This is a genomic window from Amycolatopsis sp. NBC_00355 (assembly GCF_036104975.1).
Lineage (GTDB): Bacteria > Actinomycetota > Actinomycetes > Mycobacteriales > Pseudonocardiaceae > Amycolatopsis.
This window is the reverse complement of record NZ_CP107982.1, coordinates 1869156-1895908: the sequence shown is the minus strand read 5'-3', so window position 1 is coordinate 1895908 and position 26753 is coordinate 1869156. Positions and strand designations below refer to the sequence as shown.

11 protein-coding genes are annotated in these 26753 nt (G+C 73.4%); all 11 read left to right on the top strand.

What is annotated here, in order from left to right; all coding sequences use genetic code 11:
• Positions 1-39 precede the first annotated feature (39 nt).
• Positions 40-3471, top strand: a complete 3432-nt coding sequence (locus OHS18_RS07535) for an AMP-binding protein (RefSeq protein WP_328616438.1) — start codon at positions 40-42, stop codon at positions 3469-3471.
• A 60-nt stretch (positions 3472-3531) separates the two neighbouring features.
• Positions 3532-7197 carry an amino acid adenylation domain-containing protein gene (locus OHS18_RS07530; RefSeq protein WP_328616437.1) on the top strand — a complete coding sequence of 1222 codons (3666 nt, stop codon included), beginning with the start codon at positions 3532-3534 and terminating at the stop codon, positions 7195-7197.
• On the top strand, positions 7194-12503 hold the full coding sequence (locus OHS18_RS07525; protein WP_328616436.1) for a type I polyketide synthase: 5310 nt from the start codon (positions 7194-7196) through the stop codon (positions 12501-12503). Before OHS18_RS07530 ends, OHS18_RS07525 begins: the two co-directional genes overlap by 4 nt.
• A gap of 10 nt (positions 12504-12513) precedes the next feature.
• A complete protein-coding gene (locus tag OHS18_RS07520) occupies positions 12514-15492 on the top strand; it encodes a non-ribosomal peptide synthetase (RefSeq protein ID WP_328616435.1) in 2979 nt (992 codons plus the stop codon).
• A complete protein-coding gene (locus OHS18_RS07515; RefSeq protein WP_328616434.1) occupies positions 15489-20888 on the top strand; it encodes a non-ribosomal peptide synthetase/MFS transporter in 5400 nt (1799 codons plus the stop codon). The genes OHS18_RS07520 and OHS18_RS07515 overlap by 4 nt, the downstream gene beginning before the upstream one ends.
• Entirely contained in the window at positions 20885-22147 is a 1263-nt protein-coding gene (locus OHS18_RS07510) for an ATP-grasp domain-containing protein (protein WP_328616433.1), read from the top strand. The genes OHS18_RS07515 and OHS18_RS07510 overlap by 4 nt, the downstream gene beginning before the upstream one ends.
• Positions 22144-23412, top strand: coding sequence for an ATP-grasp domain-containing protein (locus tag OHS18_RS07505; protein WP_328616432.1), 1269 nt, complete (start codon positions 22144-22146; stop codon positions 23410-23412). The genes OHS18_RS07510 and OHS18_RS07505 overlap by 4 nt, the downstream gene beginning before the upstream one ends.
• Positions 23409-24347: a TauD/TfdA family dioxygenase gene (locus OHS18_RS07500; protein ID WP_328616431.1), complete on the top strand. Its 939-nt coding sequence runs from the start codon at positions 23409-23411 to the stop codon at positions 24345-24347. The genes OHS18_RS07505 and OHS18_RS07500 overlap by 4 nt, the downstream gene beginning before the upstream one ends.
• Positions 24344-24976: an NAD(P)H-dependent oxidoreductase gene (locus OHS18_RS07495; RefSeq protein ID WP_328616430.1), complete on the top strand. Its 633-nt coding sequence runs from the start codon at positions 24344-24346 to the stop codon at positions 24974-24976. The genes OHS18_RS07500 and OHS18_RS07495 overlap by 4 nt, the downstream gene beginning before the upstream one ends.
• A 95-nt stretch (positions 24977-25071) precedes the next feature.
• Positions 25072-25380, top strand: coding sequence for a hypothetical protein (locus OHS18_RS07490; RefSeq protein ID WP_328616429.1), 309 nt, complete (start codon positions 25072-25074; stop codon positions 25378-25380).
• A 26-nt stretch (positions 25381-25406) separates the two neighbouring features.
• Entirely contained in the window at positions 25407-26753 is a 1347-nt protein-coding gene (rimO, locus tag OHS18_RS07485; RefSeq protein WP_328618490.1) for a 30S ribosomal protein S12 methylthiotransferase RimO, read from the top strand.

The following is a 26753-nucleotide window of genomic DNA, read 5'->3' as shown; positions in this document are numbered from 1 at the left end:
GCGCGCCCAATCACCGTCGGAACGGGCGCTCCTCGAGCGATGACGCAAGCCGGCTGCATCAGACGCTTCGAAGGAATCCCCCGGCAGTCGCCCGACCGGATCGCCGTCGTCGAGCACGACGCGGTGGTGAGCTACGCCCGGCTGGCGGGGCTCGCCGGCGGGCACGCCGCGCGGCTGCTCGACGCGGGCGTCCGGCCCGGCGACCGGGTCGGTCTCGTCACCGGGCACGGCACGCGGGCGATCGCCGCGATCCTGGGCACGCTCGCCGCCGGGTGCGCGTACGTCCCGCTGGACCCGACGTTCCCGCGCGACCGGCTCGCGCACCAGGTCGGCGCCGCCCGTGTGTCGGCCGTGCTGGCCGACGCCGAGCACGTGGAGCTCGCGGAAGCCTTGTGCGACAACGGGTCCGCTCGCGTCGTCCGGACCGGGCCGGAGACCGCGCCGCTGCCGGTCCCCGACCCGGACCCGGACACGACGGCCTACGTGCTGTTCACGTCGGGCTCCACCGGCACGCCCAAGGCCTTCGCGCAGACCCACCGCAACCTGCTGCACGTGGTGGACAACCAGATCGCGAGCCTCGGCGTCACCGCGGCGGACCGGCTGAGCCTGCTGGCCTCCTTCGGCTTCGACGCCGCGATCCCGGACCTGTACCCCGCGCTGCTGACCGGCGCCGCCGTGGTGCCGGTGGACCTGCGCGTCCACGGGGTCGCGCACGCCGCGCGGGAGCTGGCGCGGCACGAGGTGACCGTCTACCACTCGACGCCGACGGTCTACCGCTACCTGCTCGACAGCTTCGACGGCGCGCTGCCGTCGGTGCGGACCGTGCTCCTGGGCGGTGAGCCCGCCACCTACGCCGACGTCCGCCGCGGCCGGTTCGCCGACGGCTGCGTGTTCGTCAACGGCTACGGCGCGACCGAGGTGACCTTCGCCGCGCACCACCGCCTGACCAGCGCCGACGTCGACCCGGACGCCACCGGCCCGCTGCCGATCGGCACCGCGCTCCCGGGTTACGAGCTGACCGTCCTGGACGGTGGTGAGCTGGAGGTCCGGAGCGAGTTCCTGGCCGAGGGCTACCTCGACCGGCCGGGCCCGGCGTTCGGCACGACCGCGGCCGGGCTCCGCACCTACCGCACCGGCGACCTCGGCGAGGTCCTGCCGGACGGGAACCTCGTCTGCCTGGGCCGGCTGGACCGGCAGGTCAAGGTACGCGGCTTCCGCGTCGAGCTGACCGAGATCGAGGCGAAGCTCGCGGAGCACGCCGAGGTGGCCGAAGCGCGGGCCATCGTCCGCGACGGCGAGCTCCTGGCCTACGTCGTCCCTGCTCCGGACGCCGGGCCGGACCCGGTGGCGCTGCGCACCGGGCTCACCGAGGTCCTGCCCGGGTATGCCGTGCCCGCCGCGGTGATCGTCGTGGCGGCGTTCCCGCTGACCGTCACCGGCAAGCTCGACGAAGAAGCACTTCCGGCGCCGCGGCCCTCCACACCGGCCGAAATCGCGCCGCTGTCCGAGGCCGAACAGCAGGTCCACGCGATCTGGCACGAAGTACTCGGCCACGCGAACTTCGGCACCTCGGACGCGTTCTTCGACGTCGGCGGGCATTCCCTGCTGCTGGGGCGGGTCCAGCAGCGGCTCGCCGCGGAGTTCGACACGGACGTCCCGCTGCTCGACCTGCTGGAACATCCCACCGTCGCGGCCCAGGCGGCGTACCTCGACGAGTCCACTTCGGACCGTCCGCGGGGCGCCGAGCCGCCGTCGGACGTGGACGGCAGCGACCTGATCGCCGTCGTCGGCCTGGCTTGCCGCTTCCCGGGCGCCCCGGACGCACCGGCGTTCTGGTGGAACCTGTGCGCCGGGGTCGACGCGATCCACGACCACACCGACGACGAGCTCGCCGCGCTCGGCATCGGGCCCGGCCTGCGCGCCGACCCGGCGCACGTCCGCGCCGGCGGGCGGCTGGACGGCGTCGAGGACTTCGACGCGGAGTTCTTCGGGTTCACCGCCGACGAGGCCGCCCGCACCGACCCGCAGCACCGCCTCTTCCTGGAGACGGCGTGGCGCGCCCTGGAAGACGCGGGCCGCGATCCGGCCCGCGAAACCGGCCCGGTCGGCGTCTTCACCTCCGCCGGGGTGAACCGCTACTTCCTGTTCCACCTCTTCGGGAACCCGGCCGTGACCGGCGACGTCGACCCGGACGACTGGGAAGCCCGGCTGCTCGGCCGCCAGCTGACCGACCACCTGCCCGGCCAGGTCGCCTACCGGCTCGGCCTGACCGGACCCGCGATCGCCGTCCAAAGCGCCTGCTCCAGCTCGCTCGCCGCGGTCGGGCTCGCGGCGCAGAGCCTCGCCGAATACCGCTGTGACCTGGCGCTCGCCGGGGGCGTGAGCGTCACTTGGCCGCGGTACCGCAGCGGTGGTCTCGCCTCACCGGACGGCCGGTGCCGCGCCTTCGACGTCGCGGCCGAAGGCGCCGGATTCGGCTCCGGTGCCGGGGTCGTCGTGTTGCGGCGGCTGTCCGACGCGCTCGCCGACCACGACCACATCCACGCCGTCCTGCCCGGCTGGGCGATGACCAACGACGGGCCCGACCGCGCCGGGTACGCCGTGCCGGGGCCGGCCGGGCAGGCCGCCGCCGTCGCCGAGGCGCTGGCCGTCGCCGGGGTCGACCCGGCCGAGGTGCGGCTGATCGAGGCCCACGGCAGCGGTACGCCCCTGGGCGACGCGATCGAGGTCGCGGCCCTGAACCGGGTGTACGGCGACCTGCCTCCGGGCACCTGCGCGCTCGGCTCGGTCAAGACGAACATCGGGCACCTCGACGCCGCCGCCGGTGTGGCCGGGCTGATCAAGACCGTGCTGTCCGTCCGCCACGGCGTGATCCCGCCCAACCTGCACTTCACCGCGCCGCACCCGGAGGTCGACCTGGCCGGCGGCCCCTGCTACGTCCCGGTGAAGGCCACCGACTGGCCGGACGCGGAACGACGGGTGGCCGGCGTCAGCTCGTTCGGGATGGGCGGCACCAACGTCCACGTCGTCGTCGAAGAGGCCCCGGCCACCGGGCCGCGGGTCACCGCCGACGGTCCGTACGTGCTGCCGGTGTCCGCGCGGGACCCGGAAGCGTTGCGCGAAGCGCTTTCCCGGCTGCGTGACCGGCTCGCCGACGACCCGCCGCCCCTGGCCGACGTCGCCTACACCCTCGCGGTCGGACGCCGGGAGTTCGCGGCCCGTGCCGCCGTGGTCGCGTCGACCGCCGCGGAGGCCGTCGACGCCCTCGACGTCTTGCTGGCCGGCGGCACGGACGTCGCCGGGCCCCCCGGTGCGGCCGGCGAACTGGCCACCCGCTGGGTGCGCGGTGGCGACGTCGACTGGGCCGCGCGGCACGACGGCGCCGAGCCGGGCCGGGTGCCGTTGCCCGGCTACCCCTTCCAGCGCAGCAGATTCTGGATCGATCCGCCGGTCCCGGGTGACCACCTGTGACCAGCACCGGCCCGGCCGCCACCGCGGCCCCGGGCAGCAGACCGAACTGGGGAGTTCACCGTGACCGACACGCTGCCCGTCGCGGGCACGCACGGCCCGCCACTGTCCTATCCGGACACCACAGTGGCCGGACTGGTCCTGGACCAGGCACGCCGGACGCCGGACGCGCTCGCCGTGCGGCAGGGCGCCGAGCGGCTCACCTACGCTGAGCTGGTCGCCGCCGCCTGGGGCGTCGCGGCGCTGCTGCGCGAACGAGGCGCGGGTGTCGAAACCCGGGTCGGCGTGTGCGCCCACCGGCGTCCCGCGCTGATCGCGACCGTCCTCGGTGTCCTGTTGTCCGGCGGCTGTTACGTGCCGCTGGACCCCGGCGGGCCGCGGGCGCGCCTGGCCGGGATCGCCGCCGACGCCGAGGTGAAGCTCGTGATCGGCGACGCCGCGGTCGGGGAATTCGGTGCGGTGGACGGGATCGAGGCCCTCGACGTCCCGCCGCCCGGCGAGCCCGGCGCCTGTCCGGCCGCCCCGGACAGCACCGCCCACGTGCTCTACACGTCCGGGTCGACCGGGCGGCCGAAAGGCGTGCTCACCACCCACCGCAACGTCGTCGCGTTCGTCACCGGCTTCGCCGCCCGCCTCGGCGTCGGCCCCGGCACCCGCACGCTCGGCATCTCCTCGCTCGGCTTCGACGCGTTCACGATGGACGTCTTCCTGCCCTTGACCCACGGCGGTTCGGTGCAGCTGGCCGGTTCGGCGGACCGGGCCGACCCCGAACGGCTGCGCCGGTTCGTCGTCGAGCACCACGTCGACTGGGGTTTCATCACGCCGACCCTGCTGGCCATGCTGGACCCGGCGGACGTGCCGGACTGGCAGACCGTGGCGTGCGGAGGCGAACCCGTGCCCGCCGAACTCGCCGCCCGATGGCTGCCCGGACGCCGGTTCTTCAGCGCCTACGGCCCGACCGAGACGACCGTCGTCGTGGTCACCGACGAGGTCACCGGCCTGCCGGCCGACCCGCTGCCGCTGGGCACGCCGACGCCGAACCACCGCGCGCACGTCGTCGACGACGACCTGCGGCCGGTCGCGCCGGGTGAGGTCGGCGAGCTGCTGATCGGTGGCCCCGGCGTCGCCGCGGGCTACCTCGGCGGCCCGGAGCAGACCGAGCGGAAGTTCGTGGCGGACCCGTTCACGCCGGGGGAGCGGCTCTACCGCACCGGCGACCGGGCGCGGGTGCTTCCCGACGGCCGGCTGGAGTTCGCCGGCCGCGCCGACCGGCAGGTCAAGGTGCGCGGTCAGCGCATCGAGCTGGGCGAGGTCGAGGCGGCCCTGGCCGCGCACCCGGAGGTGGGCGCGGTCGCGGTGGAAGCGGTCCCGGGCCCGGGTGGCACCCGGCTGGTCGCGTTCCTCACCCCGGCATCGGTGCCGCCGAGCGGGGCAGGCGGCGTCGGAGCGAGTGCGGTTCCGGTGTCGCCGGAGGGAGTGGTCGCCGGTTCGGGCGGTGCCCGGGTGAGTGCGGTTTCACTGCCGCCGGGCGTGGACGTCGCCGGTTCGAGCGGTGCTCGAGCGGCTTCGGCGCCCTCCGACGAGGGCGCTCCCGCTCCCACGGCCTCGCTGCCGTCCGACGAGGATGTTCAGGCGTACGCGGGCGACCGGCTGACCGAGGCGATGCGGCCGGCCGTCATCCGGCGGCTCGCCGTGCTGCCGGTGAACCCGGTGACCGGCAAGATCGACCGGCCCGCGTTGCGTGCGCTGGCCGAAACCGAGGCCCCGGCCGCCCTCGGCGAACCGGAAACCCCGGTCGCCCGGGCGGTCGCGCAGGTATGGCGGAAAGTGCTCGGCGCCGGCGCGGGCCCCGACTTCTTCGCCTCCGGTGGCGACTCGATCACGGCGATGCGGCTGGTCGCGGCCTTGCGCGCGGACCTGGCCGCCGACGTCGCCACCGAGGACGTCCTGACCGGGCGGACCCTCGACGGCGTCGCCCGGCGGGTCGCCGCGGCCGCCCCGCTGACCGGGCCGGGCCTGACCACCGGACACGCACCCACCCTGTCGCCGCCGCAACGGCGGCTGTGGTTCCTCGACCAGCTCGCCCCGGACGCGGCGCCGTACAACATCGCGATGGCCTTCCGGCTGTCCGGACGCCTGGACCTCGCCCGGTTGCGCACCGCGTTGCGCGCGGTGGCCGAACGGCACGACGTGCTGCGCTGGCGGATCCGCCCGGTCGACGGCGTCCCGCAGGCCGAATGCCTTCCCGTGGCGGACATTCCGCTGCCGATGACCAGCGTGACCGAGCCGGTCCTCGCCGACCGGCTGGCCGTCGACGCGGCGACCCCGGTGCACCTCGACCGCGAGCCGCCGTGGCGGGTCCGGCTCTACGAGCTCGGGCCGGACGAGCACGTGCTCGGCTTCACGCTGCACCACGCGGTGTTCGACGGCTGGTCCCAGGACCTGCTCTGCGCCGACCTCTCCGCGGCCTACGCCGGGGAGTCGCTGCCGCCGCCGACCGCGTCCTATGCGGACTACGCGGCGTGGCGCGCGGACCGCGACAGCCGCCGCGAAGCCGTCGACCTCGCCTGGTGGACCGAACACCTGGCCGGGGCGCCGTCCACAGTGGACCTCCCGCGCGATCGACCACGCCCCGCCGTGCAGACCTACCACGGCGCGAGCGTGCACCAGGCGTTCCCGGACGGCGCCCCCGACGCCGTCCGGGAGCTGGCCGCGCGGACCGGAACCACCCAGGCCGGGGTGCTGCTGGCCGCGTTCGGGCAGCTGCTGCACCGGCTCACCGGCGCGGACGACCACCTGGTCGCCACCGTCGTCGCCGACCGGCAGCTGCCCGAGACCCAGGACGTCGCCGGGTTCTTCGTGGACATCGTGCCGGTGCGGTTGCGCGCCGGCGACGACGCGGACTTCGCGACGCACGCCCGCCGCGGCGGGGCCGAGCTGCTGGCCGCGACCGCGCACCCGGCGGCGTCGATCGAGCAGCTCGTGACCGCCCTCGGCGTCACCCGCGATCCCGCGCGGGCGCCGCTGGTGCAGGTGATGGTGAACGTCCTGAACTTCACCGAGCCGCGCCTGGAGCTGCCCGGCGTGCGGGCCGGCTGGCTGCCGGTCGCCAAGCCGGGGTCGCCGTTCGACCTGACCGTCTACGTCCTCGGCCACGGCGTCGAACTGCTCTACAACCCGGACCTGTTCGACGCCGCCCGGATGACCGCGCTCGCCGCGGACTACGCGGACCTGCTCGCCGGACTGGCCGCGACGCCGGACCGGCCGGTCGGGACGCTCTTGCCCGAAACCCCGCGGCCTTCGGTGCGCACCGCCGCGCCGGGCGCGATGACCCGCGCGCACCTCGCGCCCGCGCCGGTCGTCACCGACGTCGCGGCGCTGGCCGCGACCGAGGCGGTGATCGCGCAGGCCTGGAGGGACGTGCTCGGCGTCGAAAGTGTGGGCGTCACCGACAACTTCTTCGACGTCGGGGGCCACTCGCTCGCCCTGATGCAGGTGCACGCCCAGGTCACCGACCGGCTCGGCCGCCGCATCCCGGTCGTCGAGCTGTTCAGCCACCCCACCGTCCGCGCCCTCGCCGCCCACCTGCAGGCGGCGGCCGGCGCCCAGCCCGACACCGCGCTGGCCCGCGCCGCCGAGCGGGTCGCCGCCCGCCGGGGGCGCACCCCGTCCAGAAGACCCCGCCGCCCGGCCGCCACGAACGGCCACGAACAGGAGCGCCACCAGTGACCCACGACTTCGAAACCGGCCCCGGCGAACCCGGCGCCGAGCCGATCGCGATCGTCGGGATGGCCGCGCGCGTCCCCGGCGCCGGCGACCTCCGCCAGTTCTGGCGCAACCTCGTCGACGGCGTCGAGTCGATCAAGCCCGCCACGCCCGAGGAACTGCTGGCCCGCGGCGCCGACCCGGAAACGCTGGAGGATCCCAGCTGGGTCAACGCCACGACGGTGGTCGACGGCTTCGACGAGTTCGACGCCGAGCTGTTCGGCATGACCAGCCGCGAGGCGGAGATCACCGACCCGCAGCACCGGGTGTTCCTCGAGGCGTGCCACTCGGCGCTGACCGACGGCGGTTACGACCCGGCCCGCTACCGCGGCGCGATCGGCGTCTACGGCGGGTCCGGCCGGACCGGCTACCTGATCGAGAACCTGCTGCGCAACGAGCGGATCATGGCCTCGCAGCACGGCGGCATCGGGATGTCCACGGGCAACCAGCCGAGCTACCTGACGACGTCGGTGTCCTACAAGCTGAACCTGCGCGGCCCGAGCCTGGCGCTGCACACGGCGTGCTCGACGTCGCTGGTCGCCGTGCACCTGGCCTGCGAGGCGCTGCGCAACGGCGAATGCGAGATGGCGCTGGCCGGCGGCGTGAACCTGGAGATGCCGCACGGCATCGGCTACATGGGTGTCGAGGGCTTCACCTCGCCGGACGGGCACGTCCGCGCGTTCGACGCCGAGGCCAACGGCACGGTGTGGAGCAGCGGCGTCGGTGTGGTGCTGGTCAAGCGGCTGGCGCAGGCCATCGAGGACGGCGACCACATCCGCGCGGTGGTGCTCGGCAACGCGATCAACAACGACGGCGCCACCAAGGTCGGCTTCTCGGCGCCGAGCGTCGCCGGGCAGACCGAGGCGATCGCCCAGGCCGTCGGCATGGCCGGGGTCGACCCGCGCACCATCGGTTACGTCGAGGCGCACGGCACCGGCACCGCGCTGGGCGACCCGATCGAGGTCACCTCACTGTCCACTGTGTACGGCCACGGCGTGCCGGACACGGCCTGGTGCGCGATCGGCTCGGTCAAGTCGAACATCGGCCACCTGTCCCAGGCCGCCGGCGTGGTGGCGCTGATCAAGACCGTCCTCGCCATGGAACACGGGCTCATCCCGCCGACCATCAACTACGACGAGCCCAACCCGGGCATCGACTTCCCGGCCAGCCCGTTCTACCCGGCCCGCACGGTGACGAAGTGGGAGGCGGGCGACGCCCCGCGCCGGGCCGGCGTCAGCTCGTTCGGCGTCGGCGGCACCAACGCGCACGTCGTGCTGGAGGAAGCGCCGGTGCCGCAGCGCCGGCACCTGCCGCGCCCCGCGCACCTGCTGCGGGTCTCGGCGAACACCGAGGACGCGCTGTCGGCTGCCGTCGAACAGCTCGCGGACCGGCTGGCCGGGGACATCGATCTCGACCTCGCCGACGTCGCGCACACCCTCGCGGCCGGGCGCACCGAGTACGCGCACCGGGCGGCCGTCGTCGCCCGGGACACCGAGGACGCCGTCGACGGCCTTCGCGATTTGCGTCGCCTGGTCACGGCGAAGGCGGCCGAGCTGAAGGTCGCGTTCCTGTTCTCCGGCCAGGGTTCCCAGTACGCGGGGATGGGCGCGGAACTGTACCGCAGCGAGCCCGTGTTCGCCGAGGCCGTCGACGAGTGCTGCGAGCTGGCCGGCATCCCGGGCCTGAAGGACCTGATCCTCGAGCGCGGCGGCGACACGAAACTGCGGGAGACGCGGTACACGCAGCCTGCGCTGTTCGTCGTCGAGTACGCCCTGGCGACGCTGTGGCGCAGCTGGGGTGTCCGGCCCGGCGCGATGATCGGCCACTCGATCGGCGAGTACGTCGCCGCGACCGTGGCCGGGGTGTTCACCGTCGCCGACGCGCTGAAACTGGTCGTCCGGCGCGGTGAGCTGATGCAGTCGATGCCGGCCGGCGCGATGCTCGCGATCCAGCTGGACGAACAGGCCGTGACGCAGCGGCTGCCCGAAGGACTCTCGGTCGCCGGGGTCAACGGGCCGGGGACCTGCGTCGTCGCGGGCCCGGCCGACGTCGTCGCCGACTTCGCCGCGCGGCTCAAGTCCAGCGACGTGCAGTGCCGCGAGCTGGTGACCTCGCACGCGTTCCACTCGCCGATGATGGACCCGATCCTGGCGGAGTTCACCGAAGCCGTCGCCGCGGTGCCGCGCTCGGCGCCGTCGCTGCCGTTCCTGTCCAACCTGACCGGCGGCTGGATCACCGACGCCCAGGCCACCGACCCCGGTTACTGGGCCGCGCACCTGCGCCAGGCCGTCCGCTTCGGCGACTGCGTGCGGACGCTGTTCGCCGGCGGCGAGCGGTGGGCGCTTCTCGAGTGCGGCCCCGGCCACCAGCTGGCCGGGCTCGCCCGCGGCCAGGTGCCGAAGGGCCTGCCCGCGCCGCAGCCGAGCCTGCCCGGCCGCACCGACCGCGAGGGCGACGTCGAGACGCTGTACGCGGCCGCCGGTCTACTGTGGACACACGGCCTGGCCCTGGATTCCGTGACGTCCGGACACCGCGTTCCACTGCCGGGTTATCCCTACGCGCGCAAGCGGTACTGGGTCGACCCCGACCCGGCGGGCACGGTCACCGAGCCGGTGAAGCCGAGCGGGCCGTTGCCGCTCGAAGAGTGGTTCGCCGTGCCGTCGTGGCGGCAGGCCGGGCCGGAGGTGCGGCGCGAACCGTTCACCTCCTGCCTGGCGTTCGTCGACGACGACGTCCTGCCCGGTCTGCTGCGCGACGCGGGTGTCACGGTCACGGAGGTCCGCCCGGGTGCGCGGTTCGCCGCGGTCGACGGCGGGTTCACCGTCCGGCCGGGGGAGCGCGCCGACTACGACGAGCTGGTCGCCGCGCTCGGCACCCGGCCCGAGCGGGTCGTGCACGCCTGGGCGCTGGGCGGCACCGAGACCGGGATGGCGGCCCAGGACCGTGGCTTCTTCAGCGTGCTCAGCCTGGTCCAGGCGTGGGCCGAGCCGCTGCGGATCGACGTCCTGAGCACCGGTACCGCCGACGTCACCGGCACCGACCTGACCCGCCCCGAACACGCGACGCTCGCCGGGATCGCCCGCGTGCTGCCCCTGGAGCAGCCCGGCACGGTCGTGCGCCGGATCGACGTCGAGGCGCTCTCCGCCGGGGTCGTCGCCGAGTTGTCCGCGCCGGCGGACGCCCACGCCGAGGTCGCGCTGCGCCGCGGCCGCCGCTGGGTCCTGGACCACACGCAGCTCACGCTGCCCGAAGCCGAGACGCCGGTCCTGCGCCCGGAAGGCCGTTACCTGATCACCGGCGGCACGGGCGGGATCGGCATCACCCTCGCCGAGGACTTCGCGCTGCGCGTCCGGGCGAAGCTCATCCTGCTGTCCCGCAACGGCTTGCCGCCGCGCGAGGAATGGGACGCGCACCTCGCCGCGCGGGGTGGCACCGACCGGCTCGGGCGCGCGATGCTCGCCGTCCGGCGGATGGAGGCGGCCGGCGCGGTGGTGCACGTGCTCGCCGCCGACGTCACCGACCCGGCGCGGCTGCGGGAGGTCCGGGAGCTGGCCGAGCGCGAGTTCGGCGGCCTCGACGGCATCGTCCACGCGGCCGGACTGCCCGGCGGCGGCGTCGCCGAGGTCAAGGAGCGGGCGGCCGCCGAGTCGGTGCTCGCCCCGAAGATCGGCGGCACCCTCGCGCTGGCCGAGGCGTTCTCGGACCTGCCGATGGACTTCGTCGCGCTGTGCTCGTCGGTCACCTCAGTTTCGGGGGACTTCGGGCAGGTCGACTACTGCGCCGCCAACAACTTCCTCGACGCCTACGCCCGCGGCGACCACGGCTGGCAGGCCCGGGTCGTCGCGCACGACTGGGGCGGCTGGGACGAGGTCGGCATGGCCGCCGAAGTCGAAGCGCCGTCGCTGATCCGGTCGACGCGTGAGCGCGCCGACGGTCCGGTCGCGCACCCGATCCTGAGCACACGCTCCGCGGGCGGCGTCCACGGGCTCGTCTCGGCGGCCGGGCACTGGCTGCTCGACGAGCACCGGATCGCCGGCGTGCCGGTGGTGCCCGGGACCGGGCACCTGGAGACCGTGCGGGCGGCCGTCGAAGCGGCGCTGCCGAAGCCGGGCGACGGTCATGTCGTCGAACTGCGGGACGTCGCGTTCCTGGAGCCGTTCTCGGTCCCGGAAGGTTCGGTCGCGGAGTACCGCGTCACCTTCGACGGTGACGGGTTCACCGTGACGAGCCGGGTGGCGGGCGTGACCAAGACGCACGTCCGGGGCTCCGCGGGCTGGGTCCCGGCGCCGGAGACGTCCACTGTGGATTTGGGCGCGATCCGCGGCCGGACCGAGCTGCTCGACGACGGCAAGGGCTTCGGCACCGGCCGGACCAGCATGGTCACCTTCGGCCCGCGCTGGGCCGCGCTGCGTACCCACCACCTGGGCGAGCACGAGGAACTGGCGTCGATCGTCGCGCCGGACGCGGCGGCCGGCGACACCGGCTGGGGCCTGCACCCGGCGCTGCTCGACATCGCGACGGCCTTCGGCCGCGGCCGGGGCAGCGGCACCTACCTGCCGATAAGCTACGGCCGGATGGTCGTGCACGGCGTCCTCCCGGCGAGCTTCCACAGCCACCTGCGCTACCGGGATTCCGGCGGTGACCAGGTGATCGCCGCCGACCTGACACTGTGCGCCGACGACGGCCGTGTGGTGGCCGAGATCGAGGACTTCGTGCTGCGCCAGGTCGACGAGAACGCGGTCAGCGGTGGCCTCGCTGCGAAGCCGCCCACTGCAGCGGGGACGTCGGCCGGGATCCGGCCGGTCGACGGCGCCGAGGCGTTCCTGCGGGCCCTGACCCCGGGTCTCGGCGGCCAGGTCGTGATCAGCACCCGCCCGGTGCGGGACCTCTTCGACCGCCGCGTGACCGCCGAGGCGCTGGTGGAGACCGAAGAGACCGTGGAAGCCGCCACGCCGCTGGCGCAGGACGACTACGTCGCCCCGCGCACCGACCTGGAAGCGGAGATCGCCCGGCAGTGGGCCGAAGTCCTCGGCGTCGAGCGCATCGGCGTCCACGACGACTTCTTCGCCCTCGGCGGCAACTCCCTGGTCGCCATCCAGCTCATCGCCCAGGTCCGCAAGACCACCGGCGCCCGGCTGGCGATGAAGACGCTGTTCGAATCCTCCACGGTGGCCACCCTCGTCGAGCGGATCGAGGAGCTGCGGGCCGACGCGGCCCCGGTCCCGGCCGAAGAACCCGCCGCCACCACCATCCCCAAGCTCGAGCGCTGAAGCAGGAGACATGACCGACACGAAGGAATGGACGTTCCCGGCCTCGTTCGGCCAGGAGCGGATCTGGCTGTCGAACCAGCTCGACCCCGCCTCGCCGGTGTACAACCTGCCGTGCCAGGTGCGGCAGGACCTGCCGCTCACCGAGTCCCAGTGGCGCGCGGCGATCGGCGTGGTCGTCGGCCGGCACGAAGCCCTGCGCACCGCGTTCCGGATGGAGGACGGCGCGCTCGTCCAGGTCGTGCACGAGCACGTCCCGATCGAGCCGGAGGTGCACGACCTGCGTGACCTCCCGGCCGCCGATCGCGAACCGCGCGCCGCCGAGCTGGCCCAGGCGATCGCCCGCCGCCCGATCCCCTTGGACGCCGCGCCGCCGTGGCGGGCACAGCTGTGCCGCCTCACCGACACGGACTGGCTGCTCACCTTCGTCGTGCACCACACGGTGTTCGACGCCGGGTCCGTGCCGGTGCTGGGCAGCGAGCTGAACGAAGCCTGCGACGCCGTCGCCGAAGGGCGGCTGCCGAAGCTGCCCGAACTGGCCATCCAGTACCCGGACTACTCGGCGTGGCAGCGTGGCCAGCTGCCGCTGGTGCGCGCCCAGCTGGAGTACTGGCGCGAACGGCTGGCCGGGCTCCCGCCGGTGCACAGCCTGCCCACCGACCGGCCACGCCCGGCGGAGTTCGGGTTCGCCGGCGACCAGGTCGACTTCGACCTGCCCGCAGGCTTGCTCGAGAAGGCCGGCGCGGTCGGCCGGGAGCTGTCGGCGTCACCGTTCATGGTGCTGCTGGCCGGGTACACCGCGCTGCTGTCGCGGCTGTCCGGGCAGGACGACGTCGTCGTCGGGGTGCCGGTCGCCGGGCGCGACCTGCCGGAACTGGCGCCGCTGATCGGGATGTTCGTCAACCAGCTGGCCATCCGCGTCGACCTCGGCGGCGACCCGTCGTTCGGCGACCTGGTCGGCCGGGTCCGCACGGCGGTGCTGGACGCGATCGAGCACGGCCGGGTGCCGTTCCAGCTGGTCGCCGACGCTGTCCGTCCCGAGCGTGACCCGGCGGTGCAGGCGCTCTACCAGATCGGCTTCAACTTCATCCCGGACTCGGGCATCGAGCCGGTCCGCTACGCCACCGCCAAGGACGACGTCGCGATCGACCTGACCGCGGTCGACGGCCGCCTGCTCTACCGCACGGATCTCTTCGACCGGGCCACGGCCGAATCGATGGTGGACCGGTTCTTGGGCCTGCTCGCGGCGGCGGTCGAGAACCCCGCCACGCCGGTGGCGGACCTCCCGCTGCTCTCGGACGCCGAGCGCGCCCAGGTGCTGGAGTGGGGCGAAACGTCCACTTCGGACGCTCCGCTGGTCGTCGCCCGCTTCGAGGAGCAGGTGACGCGGACTCCGGACGCGGTGGCGGTCGACCTCGGCGGCGTGCGGCTCACCTACGCCGAGCTCAACGCGCGGGCCAACCGCGTCGCGCACCGGCTCGGCACCGGTGGTGTGGTCGGCGTGTGCGCGCCGAACTCGGCCGATCTGGTCGTGGGCATCCTGGGGGCGCTCAAGAGCGGCGCCGCGTACGTCCCGCTCGACCCGGCCAACCCGGCGCAGCGGCAAGCCCTGGTCCTGGCCGACGCCGGGGCCCGCGTCGTGCTCACCAGCGGCGTCACCCTCGACGCCGAGACCCTGGACTTGAGCGACCCGGCGGTGTGGGCGGAGTCGTCCACGGAGAACCCGCCGGTGCCGGACGGCGTCGCCTACGTGATCTACACGTCCGGCTCGACCGGGCGTCCCAAGGGTGTTGAGGTCGGGCACCGCGCCCTGGCCACCTACCTGGCCTGGGCGCGTGAGGCGTACCCGAGCCTGTCGGGACGCGCGCTGCTGCACACGTCGGCGTCGTTCGACCTGACCGTCACGACGCTGCTCGGCCCGCTGACCGCCGGTGGGTCCATTGTGGACTCCGGTCGGCCGGACTTCGTCAAGGCGACGCCGACGCACTTGGCCGTGCTCCCGGAGGAGTCCTACCCCACCGGTGACCTGGTCCTCGGCGGCGAGGCGCTGAGGGGTGAGGTCGGCCGCCCGTTCGCCGCGACCGTCACCAACGAGTACGGGCCGACCGAGGCCACTGTCGGCTGCGTCGCCCACCGGCTCGACGGTCCGGTCGACGGCCCGGTGCCGATCGGCCGTCCGATCCCCGGCACCCGTGTCTACGTCCTCGACGACCGGCTCCGGCCGGTCCCGCCGGGTGTCGCGGGTCAGCTCCACCTGGCCGGCGCGCAGCTCGCCGACGGCTACCTCGGCTTGCCCGAGCTGACCGCGGAACGCTTCCCGGACGGCCCGTTCGGCCGGATGTACACCACCGGCGACCTCGCCCGCTGGCGCCGTGACGGCACCCTCGAGTACCTCGGCCGCACCGACGACCAGGTCAAGCTGCGCGGCTACCGCATCGAGCCCGGCGAGGTCGAAGCCGCGCTGCGCGAGCTGCCGGGCGTCCACGACGCGGCCGTCGCGGTCCGCGAAGGCACCCTCGTCGGGTACGTCGTCGGCTCCGCCGAGGGCGCGGCGGAGGTGCTGAAGTCCACGCTGCCGGAGTACCTGTTGCCGACGCTGTTCGTCACCCTGGACGCCCTGCCGGTCGCGGCCAGCGGCAAGCTCGACCGCGCCGCGCTGCCGGATCCCCAGCTCGGTGCGGAGACGGAGTACGTCGCCCCGAGCACCGCGTCCGAGGAGCTGGTCGCCGAGGTGCTCGGTGAACTCCTGGGCGTGGAGAAGCTCGGCGTGCACGACGACTTCTTCGCCCACGGCGGCAACTCGCTGCTGGCCATCCGCGCGATGGCCCGGATCCGCAAGCAGGTCGGGGTCGAACTTCCGGTCCGCGGCCTGTTCTCGTTCACGACGGTGGCCGGGCTCGCCGCCGAGGTCGAACGGCGGCTGGAAGAAGACCTCGACCAGCTCAGCGACGAAGAGGTCCAGGCCCAGCTGGCCGAAAGCGAGCAGGCGTGACGACGATCGACGAGACCAGCAGCGCCGCCGCGCGCCGGGCCCTGCTGGAACGGCGGCTGCGCCGGCGCGCCGAACCGGCCGCGACCATCACCCCGTGCCCTGACGGCGACCCGGTCCCGCTGTCCTATCAGCAGGAACGCGTCTGGTTCATGGAGCAGTTCGCGCCCGGGACCACGTCGTACAACATCCCGATCCCGATCCGCCTCACCGGCCGCTTGGACGTCGTCGCGTTGCAGGCGGCGTTGGACGCCCTTCCGGTGCGGCACGAGGCGTTGCGGATGCGGTTCCCGGCGGGGGAGGACGGGCAGCCGGCCGTTCGCCTCGCCACGGACGTCACCGTGCCGCTGTCCCTGGTGGACGCCTCCGGCGAGGACGCGGCACGAGCGGCGGTCGACGCCGCCGCGGCGGAGCCGTTCGACCTGGTCGACGGCCCGCTGCTGCGCGCCACCCTGGTCCGGATCGGCGACGACGAGCACCTGCTCGCCGTGTGCACGCACCACATCGTCGGCGACGGCTGGTCGGTCGACCTCCTGCTGCGCGACCTCGCCGCCCACTACCACGGCACCGCGGCCGGCCTGCCCGCGTTGTCGATCGGCTACGGCGACTTCGCGCACTGGCAACGCCGGACGCTCACCGGCGCCGAACTCGACCGGCAGCTGGACCACTGGCAGGACACCCTCCGCGGCGTCGAACCCCTGGAACTGCCCACCGACCGGCCGCGCCCGGCGACCCAGACGTTCGACGGCGCCATCCACGAGTTCTTCGTCGAGAAGGACCTCGCCCGGGCGCTGGGCGAGCTGAGCCGCGAGCACGGCGTCACGCTCTTCATGACGCTCCTCGCGGCTTACCAGCTGCTGCTGTCGCGGTACTCCGGGCAGGAGGACTTCGCGGTCGGGTCGTCGTCGGCCGGGCGCGGGCTGCCCGAGCTGGAGGGCGTTGTCGGCATGTTCATCAACATGCTGCCGCTGCGCGCCCAGCTGGCCGGCGACCCGAGTTTCACCGAGCTGCTGGACCGCACCCGGCGGCACGTGCTCGACGCGTTCGACCACGCCGACGTCCCCTTCGAACGCTTGGTCAACGCGCTGGGCGTGCCCCGGGACGTCAGCCGTTCGCCGGTGTTCCAGGCGATGTTCGCGCTGCAGAACTACGAGATGGGCCGGATGAACGCGGCGGGCAAGTCCGAAGTGGACTTCCGCTGGCTGCCGATGGACCTGCCCGCCACCCGGTTCGACTTCGAGTTCCACGCCATCGAGATCGAGTCCGGCCTGATCGGCAAGTTCGTCCACAACACGGCGCTCTTCGGCACGGAGACCGTCGCCGGGATGGCCGACCGCCTGGTGACGCTGCTGCGTTCGATCGTCGCCGACCCGACGCGGGCGGTGTCCGAACTGGACCTCCTGGGCGACCAGCGGGACCTGGTGCTGAACCGCTGGAACGACACGGCGGGGGAGATCCCGCCGGGCACGCTCCACGGCCTGGTCGAGGCGCAGGTCGCCCGCACGCCGGACGCGCCCGCGCTGACGTTCCGCGGCGAGTCCCTGTCCTACCGGGAACTGGACGCCCGCGCCAATTGCGTCGCGCACCGCCTGCGTGAGCTGGGTGTCGGCCCGGGCACGCTGGTCGGCGTCTTCGCGAACCGGTCGTTCGAGCTGGTCACGGGCCTGCTCGGGGTGCTGAAGGCGGGCGGCGCGTACGTCCCCCTGGATCCGGAGTACCCGGCCGACCGGCTCGCGTTCATGCTCGACGACGCGGCCGCGCCGGTGGTGCTCACCCAGGCCGCGCTGCGCGACACGCTGCCGCCGGGCGACGCGACCGTCGTCGTCCTCGACGACCTGACCGGACCTGAGTCCACACTGGACACCGCGGCCGGGCCGGACGATCCGGCGTACGTCATCTACACCTCGGGCTCCACCGGGAAGCCGAAGGGCGTACCGAACGGGCACCGCGGCATCGTCAACCGCCTCGATTGGATGCAGCGCGCCTACGGCCTCGACGGCTCGGACGCGGTGCTGCAGAAGACCCCGGCGAGCTTCGACGTCTCGGTGTGGGAGTTCTTCTGGCCACTGATCACCGGCGCCCGGCTGGTCCTCGCCGAGCCGGGCGGCCACAAGGACGCGGCCTACCTGCGCGAACTCCTGGTTTCCGAGCGCATCACGACCGCGCACTTCGTCCCGTCGATGCTGACGCTGTTCCTCGCGGAACCGGAGATCGACTCGGTGACGTCGTTGCGCCGCGTGGTCTGCAGCGGTGAGGAACTGCCCCTGGTCACGGCCCGGGAGTTCACCACCCGGCTGCCGCACTGTGAACTCCACAACCTCTACGGCCCGACCGAAGCCGCGATCGACGTCACCGCCTGGCACTGCACGCCCGAGGCGCTGGCCGACGTCGCGTCGGTGCCGATCGGCGCGCCGATCCGCAACCTGCGGATCTACGTCCTGGACCGGCGGGGTTACCCGTGTCCGGTCGGCGTCCCGGGCGAGCTGCACATCGCGGGCGTCGGCCTGGCCCTCGGTTACCACAACCGGCCCGAGCTGACGGCCGAGAAGTTCGTCTCGGACCCGTTCCACGGTGGCCGGATGTACCGCACCGGCGACCTCGCCCACTGGCGCCCGGACGGCACGGTCGCCTTCCTCGGCCGCATCGACCACCAGGTCAAGCTCCGCGGCCTGCGCATCGAGCTGGGCGAGATCGAGACGGCGCTGCGCGAGCAGGACGGCGTCCGCGACGCGGTGGTGCTCGTCCGCGAGGACACGCCGGGGGACAAGCGCCTGGTCGGGTACGTCGTCGGCGACGCGGACGCGGGGGCGCTGCGGACGGCGTTGAAGCTCACCCTGCCGGACTACATGGTCCCGCCGTCGTTCGTCACTCTCGACGAACTTCCCTTGACGCCCAACGGGAAGCTCGACCGCAAGGCGCTGCCCGCACCGGTGGCGAGCCGCGACGCGAGCAAGGACCTCGTCACGCCTACGACGCCCCTGGAAGTCCTCCTCGCGGACATCTGGCGGGACGTCCTCAAGGTGGACGAACTGGGTGTCGACGACGACTTCTTCGACCTCGGCGGCCACTCGATGCTCGCTACCCAGGTCGTCGCGCGGATCGCGAAGGCCGGGCACCAAGCGGGTGTGATGGACCTGTTCCAGCACCGGACCATCCGGGAGCTGGCGGCGTTCCTCGACGGCGACCGCGACGACTCCGGTCACCTGCTCTACGAACTGACCAGACCCGTCAAGCAGCGGACGCTCACCTACGTCTGCTTCCCCTACGGCGGCGGCAGCGCGATCGTCTACCAGCCCCTCGCCGACGCGCTGCCCGCCGGGTATTCGCTGTACTCGGTGGCGATCCCGGGCCACGACGTCGGCCTGACCGAGGAGGCCGTGCCGTTCGACGACCTGGTCGAGCGGCTGGCCGACGAGGTCCTCGAGCGGATCGACGGCCCCCTGGCCATCTATGGTCACTGCGGGGTCGGCAACGCGCTCGCCGTCGGCGTCGCCCGCCGGCTGGAGGAACGCGGCCGCGAGCTGGAGGTCGTCCACATCGGCGCGATCTTCCCGTTCGCGCGGATCAAGGGCGCGGTCGGCACGCTGCGCACGAAGCTGGAGAAGCTGCGCAGCAACCGGTACTACGCGGACTGGCTCAAGGGCATGGGCGTCGACACCGAGGAACTCGACCCGGACCAGGCCGACCGGATCATCAGCAACATGCGCGCCGACAGCCGCGCCGCCGAGGAGTACTTCAGCGGCCTGCTCGACGCCCGCGTCGCCAAGCTGCGCGCGCCGATCATCTCGGTCGTCGGCTCGGAGGACCCGGTCACCGACTACTACGCCGAGCGCTACCGCGAATGGGAGTTCCTCACCGACCGCACCGCGCTGGTCGTGCTGGACCAGGCCGGGCACTTCTTCCTCCGCTACCGCGCGGACGAGCTGGCCGAGATCATCACCCGCGTCCACCCCGCCCTCGACGACCCGGGCGAGCTGCACATCTCGAAGCGGGGCGAGGACGCGGGCTGGGCGGTGCACGACACGCACACGGCCACTGTGGACGAGAAGCCCGTGGTGCCGCCGAGCATGGCCCGGTTCGTCACGGTCACCATCGGCCAGCTGGTCTCCTCGACCGGCTCGGCGCTGACGTCGTTCGCGGTGCCGATCTGGCTCTACACCCGCACCGGCTCGGTCACCGACCTCGGCCTGCTCTGGGCCCTCGCGCTGATGTGCGGCGTGCTGATCCTGCCGGTGGCCGGCGCCCTGGTCGACCGCGGCGACCGCCGGAAGATCATGATCGCGGCCAGCGCGGTCGCCGGGCTCATCCAGCTCGCGCTCGCGTTACTGCTGGTCGCGGACAACCTGCAACTGTGGTTCATCTACGTCCTGATCCCACTCGGTTCGGTCGCGGGATCGCTGCAGCGCATCGCCTACCAGTCGTCGGTCGCCCAGCTCGTGCCCAAGCAGTACCTCGGCCACGCGATGGGGCTCGCGCAGCTGTCCAACGGCTTCGCGCAGCTGCTCATGCCGGTGATCGCCGCCGGCCTGCTCGCCGCGATCCAGCTGTCCGGGATCCTGGTCCTCGACATGGTGAGCTACGCCTTCGCCATCGTCAGCCTGCTGTTCGTCCGGTTTCCCGACCTGCTCGGCTGGCGCCCTCGGGAACCGCTGCTGACGGCGATCGCGGGCGGGCTGAAGTACTCGTGGAACCACCGCGGCTTCCGCACCATGCTGCTGTACTTCGCGCTGGCCAACGTCTTCCTGGCGCCCGCGCTGGTGCTCGTCTCGCCGCTGGTGCTCTCGTTCGGCACGGTCACCGACGTCGCCCAGGTCGCGCTGGCCGAGGCGGTCGGCGCAGTGGTCGGCGGCATCGGGATGGCCCTGTGGGGCGGCCCTCGCAAGCGGCGGATGGTCGGTGTGCTCGCGGGCAACGTCGGCATCGCGCTCGGCTGCCTGGTGATGGGCCTGCGGCCGTCGCTGATCGTCGTCGCGGCCGGGGTGTTCCTGCTGGCCGCGGCGATGGCCGTGTCCCAGGGCATCTACGCGACGCTCGTGCAGGTCAAGGTGCCGCAGCGCTACCACGGCCGGGTGTTCGCGATCAACCAGACGATCACCTGGTCCACTCTGCCGATCGGGTTCGCGGTGCTGGCACCGCTGGCCGTCGGCTGGTTCTCGCCGCTGCTGGCTCCCGGCGGCGCCTTGGCCGGATCGGTCGGCTCGGTGCTCGGCACCGGGGAAGGCCGTGGCGTCGGGCTCGTCTACGTCGTCTACGCGCTGATCCTGCTGCTGATCAACATCGGCGGGTTCGCCGTGAAGCTGCTGCGCCGGTTCGACACCGAGGTGCCGGATTCGCTGCCGGACGACCTGGTCGGCGCGCAGGTGCGCGAGCGCAAGCTCGCCGGGAAGGAGGCCGCGTGAGCGTCGTGGTGCTGATCAGGGAGGCACGCGGGCACTGGGTCGGCGAGGTCGCCGCCGCGGTGCACGCGGCCGGCCACCGCGCGGTCCTGTTCGCCCCGCCGGTGGACCCGGCCGAGCGGACGACGCTCGCCGCGATCGTCGACGAGGTGGTGGCGGTCGACGACGTCTACGACGCCGAAGCCGTCGCCGCGAAGATCCGCGGGATCACCCCGGCACCCGCGGCGGTGATCACCGGTTCCGACGGCGCCATCGAGAGCACCGCCCGGGTCGCCGAGCTGCTCGGCGTGGCGCGCTGCCCGGCGTCGGCGTTCACCCGGGCGGCCAGCAAGTTCGCCGTCCGGGAAGCGCTCGCGGCGGCCGGGTTGCCGGGACCGGGGTTCGCGCTGCTCTCCTCGGCGTCCGATGCCGCCGAGGTTGCCGGGCGCGTGGGACTCCCGGCGATCGTCAAGCCCGTCAACGGCGCGGGCAGCAACCTCGTCCGCACGGTGTCCACAGTGGACGAACTGGTGGCGGCCTACGAGCTGCTGGCGGCCCGGCTGCCCGAGTCCGCCGACCCGCGCTACCACCGCCCGCTGGGAGCGCTGGACCCGGCGAAGACGTTCCTCGTCGAAGGCCTGCTGCGCGGCCCGGAGTACGCCGTCGACGTGCTCATCCGCGACGGCGTCCCCGAGCCGGTCGAGATCCTCGACAAACCCCTGATCGACGAGCGCAAGTTCGAGCTGGTCCTGTCCTGCCCGCCCGAGGGGCTCACCGACGAGCGGGCCGCGCTGGTCGGCGAAGCGGCGTCCGCCGCGGTGAAAGCCCTGGGCCTGGACAACACCGTGGCGCACGTCGAGATCATCGACGACGAGCGGCGCGGCCCGACGATCGTCGAGGTCAACGCCGGCCGCCCGGCGGGCTCGATCATGCCGCTGCTGGCCAAGCTGCGGACCGGCATCGACGTCTTCGCCGAACTGACCACGCTGGCCCTCGGCGCGCCGCCGCCCGCGCGGGAACCGGCGAAACTGCCGATCCAGCTGGGCATGCTGATCCTCTACGCCACCGGCTCCGGCACGCTGACCGGCATCGGCGGGCTCGACGACGTCGCCGCCCTGCCCGAGGTGATCGACGTCGTCACCACCGTCTCGCCCGGCCAGGTGCTCACCGACGAGCAGGAGACCTACGCGGTCAACCTGGTCGTCGCCGGGTTCGCCGACCACGACGACCTCGTGTCGCTGCACGCCGAGGCGAGCAAACTGATCCGGCTGGAGGTCTCGTGAGGACCGCGTTCGTCGTCCGCGAGACCCGCGGGCACTGGATCCGGGACGTCGTGGCGGCCGTGCGCCGGGAGGGCTTCCGGGCCGAGCTGGTCACCGAGGCCCTGGACGACGCCGAACGCGCCGAGCTGACGCCGATCGTGGACGGCTTCGTGGTCGTCGGCGACGTCCGTGATCCGGAGGCGGTCGCCGACGCGATCCGGGCCCGCGACCCCGAACCCGGGGGAGTGCTCACCGCCGCCGAGGGCATCATCGCGAGCACCGCCCGGGTGGCCGGACTGCTCGGCGTCGCCCGCTGCCCGGCCGACGTCTTCACCGTGACGCACAACAAGTTCGCCGTGCGGCAGGCGCTCGCCGAAGCGGGTCTGCCGGGACCGCGCTGCGCGTTGTTCGCCGACCCGTCGGACGCCGGGAAGATCGCCGCGGAGGTCGGTCTCCCGGCGATCGTCAAACCGGTGAACGGCGCCGCGAGCACCCTCGTCCGCACGGTATCCACAGTGGACGAACTGACCGCGGCCTACGACCTGCTCGCGACGCGGCTCCCGCGGTCGCCGGACGCGCGGTACCACCGCACCCTGCCCGGATCGATCGACCCGCTGCGGGTCTTCCTGGTCGAGGGCCTGCTCCAAGGCCCCGAGTACGCGGTGGACGTGCTGATCCGCGACGGCGTCGCGGAGCCGGTCGGGATCGTGGACAAGACGCTGATCGACGACCGCAAGTTCGAGCTGGCGATGGTCTGCCCGCCACTCGACCTGCCCGAAGAGCGTGCGACGGCGATCCGGTCGGCGGTGATCGACGCTGTCCTCGCCCTGGGCCTCGACCACACCTGCGCGCACGTCGAGATCATCGACGACGCGCAGCGCGGCCCGACGATCGTCGAAGTGAACGCCGGCCGCCCGGCCGGGGGCGCGCAGCCCGCCCTGCTCAAGCTGGCCACCGGCATCGACGTCACCGCCGAAGCCGTCTCGCTCGCCCTCGGCACCCCGCCGCCCGCGCGGGGCCGAGGCCTGCCCGTGCCGGTGGGCTACCTGGTCGTCTACGCCGACGGCGCCGGGCGGCTGGTGCGCGTCACCGGGGCCGACGACGTCGCCGACCTGCCCGAAGTCCTCGAAGTCGTCACCATCGTCACGCCCGGCCAGGTGCTCACCGGCGACCAGGAGGTCTACGCCGTCAACATCTTCGCCGCCGGGTTCGCCGACGCCGAGGACCTGGCCGCGCTGCACGCCGAGGCCACCAAGCTGATCCGCATCGAACTGGAGGAGTCATGACCGCCGATCTCGCGGCGCCGCTGGGGCAGCTCGAAGGCAACGAGCACACCCGCATCGCCGTCCACCAGGTCCCCGACCTCGCGTGGGTCGAGGCGCACCTGCCGGACCTGCGGGCCCACCTGCGCGACCACGGCGCGATCCTGCTGCGCGGCCTGCCGGTCGACCTCGACCTGTTCAACCGGGTCACCGAGACCATCGGCGGCGCGCTGCTCACCTACACGGAGCGCTCGACGCCGCGATCGGCGGTGGCCGGCAACATCTACACCTCGACGGAGTACCCGCCCGCCGAGTCGATCCCGATGCACAACGAGAACTCCTACTCGGCGCACTGGCCGGCCCGGCTGTTCTTCCTGTGCGACACGGCGGCGGCGACCGGCGGCGCCACGCCGATCGCCGACAGCCGGGCGATGTTCCGGCTGCTGCCCGCCGACCTGCGTGAGCGGTTCGCGGGCGGTGTGGCCTACACGCGGGCGTTCCGCGAGGGCCTCGGGCTCACCTGGCAGGAGGCGTTCCAGACCGAGGACCGCGCGGTCGTCGAGGAGTACTGCGCCCGCAACGGCCAGACCCTCGAATGGACCGAGGAGGGCCTGCGCACCCGGCACGTCCGCCCGTCCTTTGTGGACGAACCGCATACCGGCGAGACCGTGTGGTTCAACCAGGCCAACCTCTTCCACGTCTCCAGCCTCGGCGAAGAGGTCAGCGAGGCGCTGCTGGAGCTGTACCCGGAGGCCGACCTGCCGCGCAACGCCTACTTCGCCGACGGCAGCCCGATCCCGGACGCGGACCTGGCGAAGGTCCGCGAGGTCTACGACGAGGTCAGCTACGCCTTCCCGTGGCAGGCCGGCGACGTGATGGTGATCAACAACATGCTGCACGCCCACGGCCGCGAACCGTTCACCGGCAAGCGCCGCATCCTCGTCGCGATGACCGGATGACCGAGGCGTCCGCCCGGCCGGTGGTGGTCCTGCTGGCCCACCCTCGGCCGGGCAGTTTCAACCACGCGCTCGCCGAACGGGTGCGGGCCGCGCTGGAGCGGGCCGGGCGGCCGGTGCGGTTCCACGACCTCTACGCCGAGGGCTTTGACCCCGTGCTCACCGCGGAAGAGGCCTACACCAGCGGCACCCGCGCCGAAGATTTCCTCGCCGCCGAGCCGGATCCACTGGTCCGGCGGCACCGCGAGGAGCTGCATGACGCCGCCGGGCTCGTCGCGATTCACCCGAACTGGTGGGGCAAACCGCCGGCGATCCTCAGCGGCTGGCTCGACCGGATCCCGGTCCCCGGCGTCGCCTACCGGCTCGACGACGCGGGCGGCTCCCCCGAGTCGTTGCTCGCCCTGGAGCACCTGTTCGTCGTCAACACCTCCGACACCCCGGAGGAGCGCGAGCGGACGTTGTTCGGCGACCCGCTCGACGCGATCTGGCGCCGTTGCCTCGCGCCCTACCTCGGCGAGCCGGCCGTGACCCGGCTGGTCCTGCGGGTGGTCGCGGACGCCGGCGCGGACCGTCGCGCGCGGTGGCTGGACGACGTCGAAGCCGAGGTCACGCGGCTGTTCGGTGGTCGCTGACCGGTTCCGGCCAATTCCGGTGAAGACCTTGAGGCGGTTTCGCGCGGCGTGCGACTCTCGGGCCGTCCGGTAACCGGATTCACCGAGGGGGAACCGTGAGCGAACTCGAGCGCATGGCCGAAGAACGCCGGCTCCGCCGGGAGCACACCCCGGAGGCGCCGGCCGGGCAGCAGTGGGGCACCTGCGTCAGCGTCCAGGCGGCCGGCGACCGGCGCCGCCGGTTCGCCCGCGTACTGCTGGCGAGCGGCCTGGTGATCACCGCCTACCTCCCGCTGAACGTCGCCGCGCCCGCCGTCGACGCGCCGGTCCTGGTGCAGACCCGGGCGATCGGCGACAAGGGCGGCGACTCCGTGGCCGTGGTGAACGACCAGAAGCCGCCCGGCGGCGAGATCGTGGCGTCCTGACGGTGGCCGACGTGCGCACCGTCTCGATGATCACCTTGGGCTGCGCGCGCAACGAGGTCGACTCCGACGAGCTGGCCGCGCGCCTGGACGAATCGGGCTGGCGCCTCGCCGAACCGGGCGCCGAAGCCGACGTCGTCGTGGTGAACACCTGCGGGTTCATCGAAGCCGCGAAGAAGGAGTCCATCGACACCGTCCTGGCCGCGTCCGGCACGGGCGCGAAAGTGGTCGCCGTCGGCTGCATGGCCGAGCGCTACGGCCGTGAACTCGCCGACGCGCTGCCCGAAGCCGCCGCCGTGCTGTCGTTCGACGACTACCCGGAGATCGGCGCCCGCCTCGAAGACGTCTTGACCGGACGCGCGCACCCCGCGCACACCCCGCGGGACCGCCGGATGCTGCTGCCGATCACGCCGGTGCAGCGGCCCGCCGCGGTGACCGCGCCGGTTCCCGGTCATGGCCCGGCCGGCGGCCCGAGGCCGTTGCGGCACCGGCTCGGCAGCGGTCCGGTCGCCCCGCTCAAGCTGGCGTCGGGCTGCGATCGGCGGTGCACGTTCTGCGCCATCCCGAGCTTCCGCGGCGCGTTCGTGTCCCGCCCGCCCGCCGAGATCCTCTCCGAAGCCGAATGGCTGGCCGGCCACGGCGTCCGCGAACTCGTGCTGGTGAGCGAGAACTCGACGTCGTACGGGAAGGACCTGGGCGACCTGCAGGCGCTCGAGAAGCTGCTGCCGCGGCTCACGGCCGTCGTCGACCGGGTGCGGGTGAACTACCTGCAGCCCGCCGAACTACGCCCGAGCCTGCTCGAGACGATCGCCGGGACACCCGGGGTGGCGCCGTACTTCGACCTGTCGTTCCAGCACGCCAGCGGTGCGGTGCTGCGCCGGATGCGCCGCTTCGGCGACCGGGAACGGTTCCTGCAACTCCTGGAGAAGATCCGCGCGGCGGCCCCAGAAGCGGGGGTGCGGTCGAACTTCATCGCGGGCTTCCCGGGCGAGACCGACGCCGAGTTCGCGGAGGTCAAGCGCTTCCTCGAAGAAGGCAGGCTGGACGTCGCCGGCGTGTTCGGCTATTCGGACGAGGACGGCACGGAAGCCGTCGGGCTGCCCGGCAAAGTGCCTCCGGACGTGCTCGCGCGGCGCGTCGAGGAACTGTCTCTCCTGGCGGAGGAAACCGGCAGCCGGCGCGCGCGGGAGCGGGTCGGCTCGGTCGTGGAGGTGCTGGTCGGGCCGGCCGGGCACGGCTGGGCCGCGCACCAGGGCCCCGAGGTCGACGGCGTCGTCACCTTCACCGGGACGCGACCCGCGGCGGGCGAACTGGTCCGGGCCGAAGTCACGGGCGCCGACGGTCCGGATCTCGAAGCGCGGCTCCGGCCGGCGTAG

Coding starts and splice junctions, on each gene's coding strand:
- OHS18_RS07495 (WP_328616430.1), top strand. CDS start 24,344: ATGACCGAGGCGTCCGCCCGGCCGGTGGTGGTCCTGCTGGCCCACCCT.
- OHS18_RS07520 (WP_328616435.1), top strand. CDS start 12,514: ATGACCGACACGAAGGAATGGACGTTCCCGGCCTCGTTCGGCCAGGAG.
- OHS18_RS07535 (WP_328616438.1), top strand. CDS start 40: ATGACGCAAGCCGGCTGCATCAGACGCTTCGAAGGAATCCCCCGGCAG.
- rimO (WP_328618490.1), top strand. CDS start 25,407: ATGATCACCTTGGGCTGCGCGCGCAACGAGGTCGACTCCGACGAGCTG.
- OHS18_RS07500 (WP_328616431.1), top strand. CDS start 23,409: ATGACCGCCGATCTCGCGGCGCCGCTGGGGCAGCTCGAAGGCAACGAG.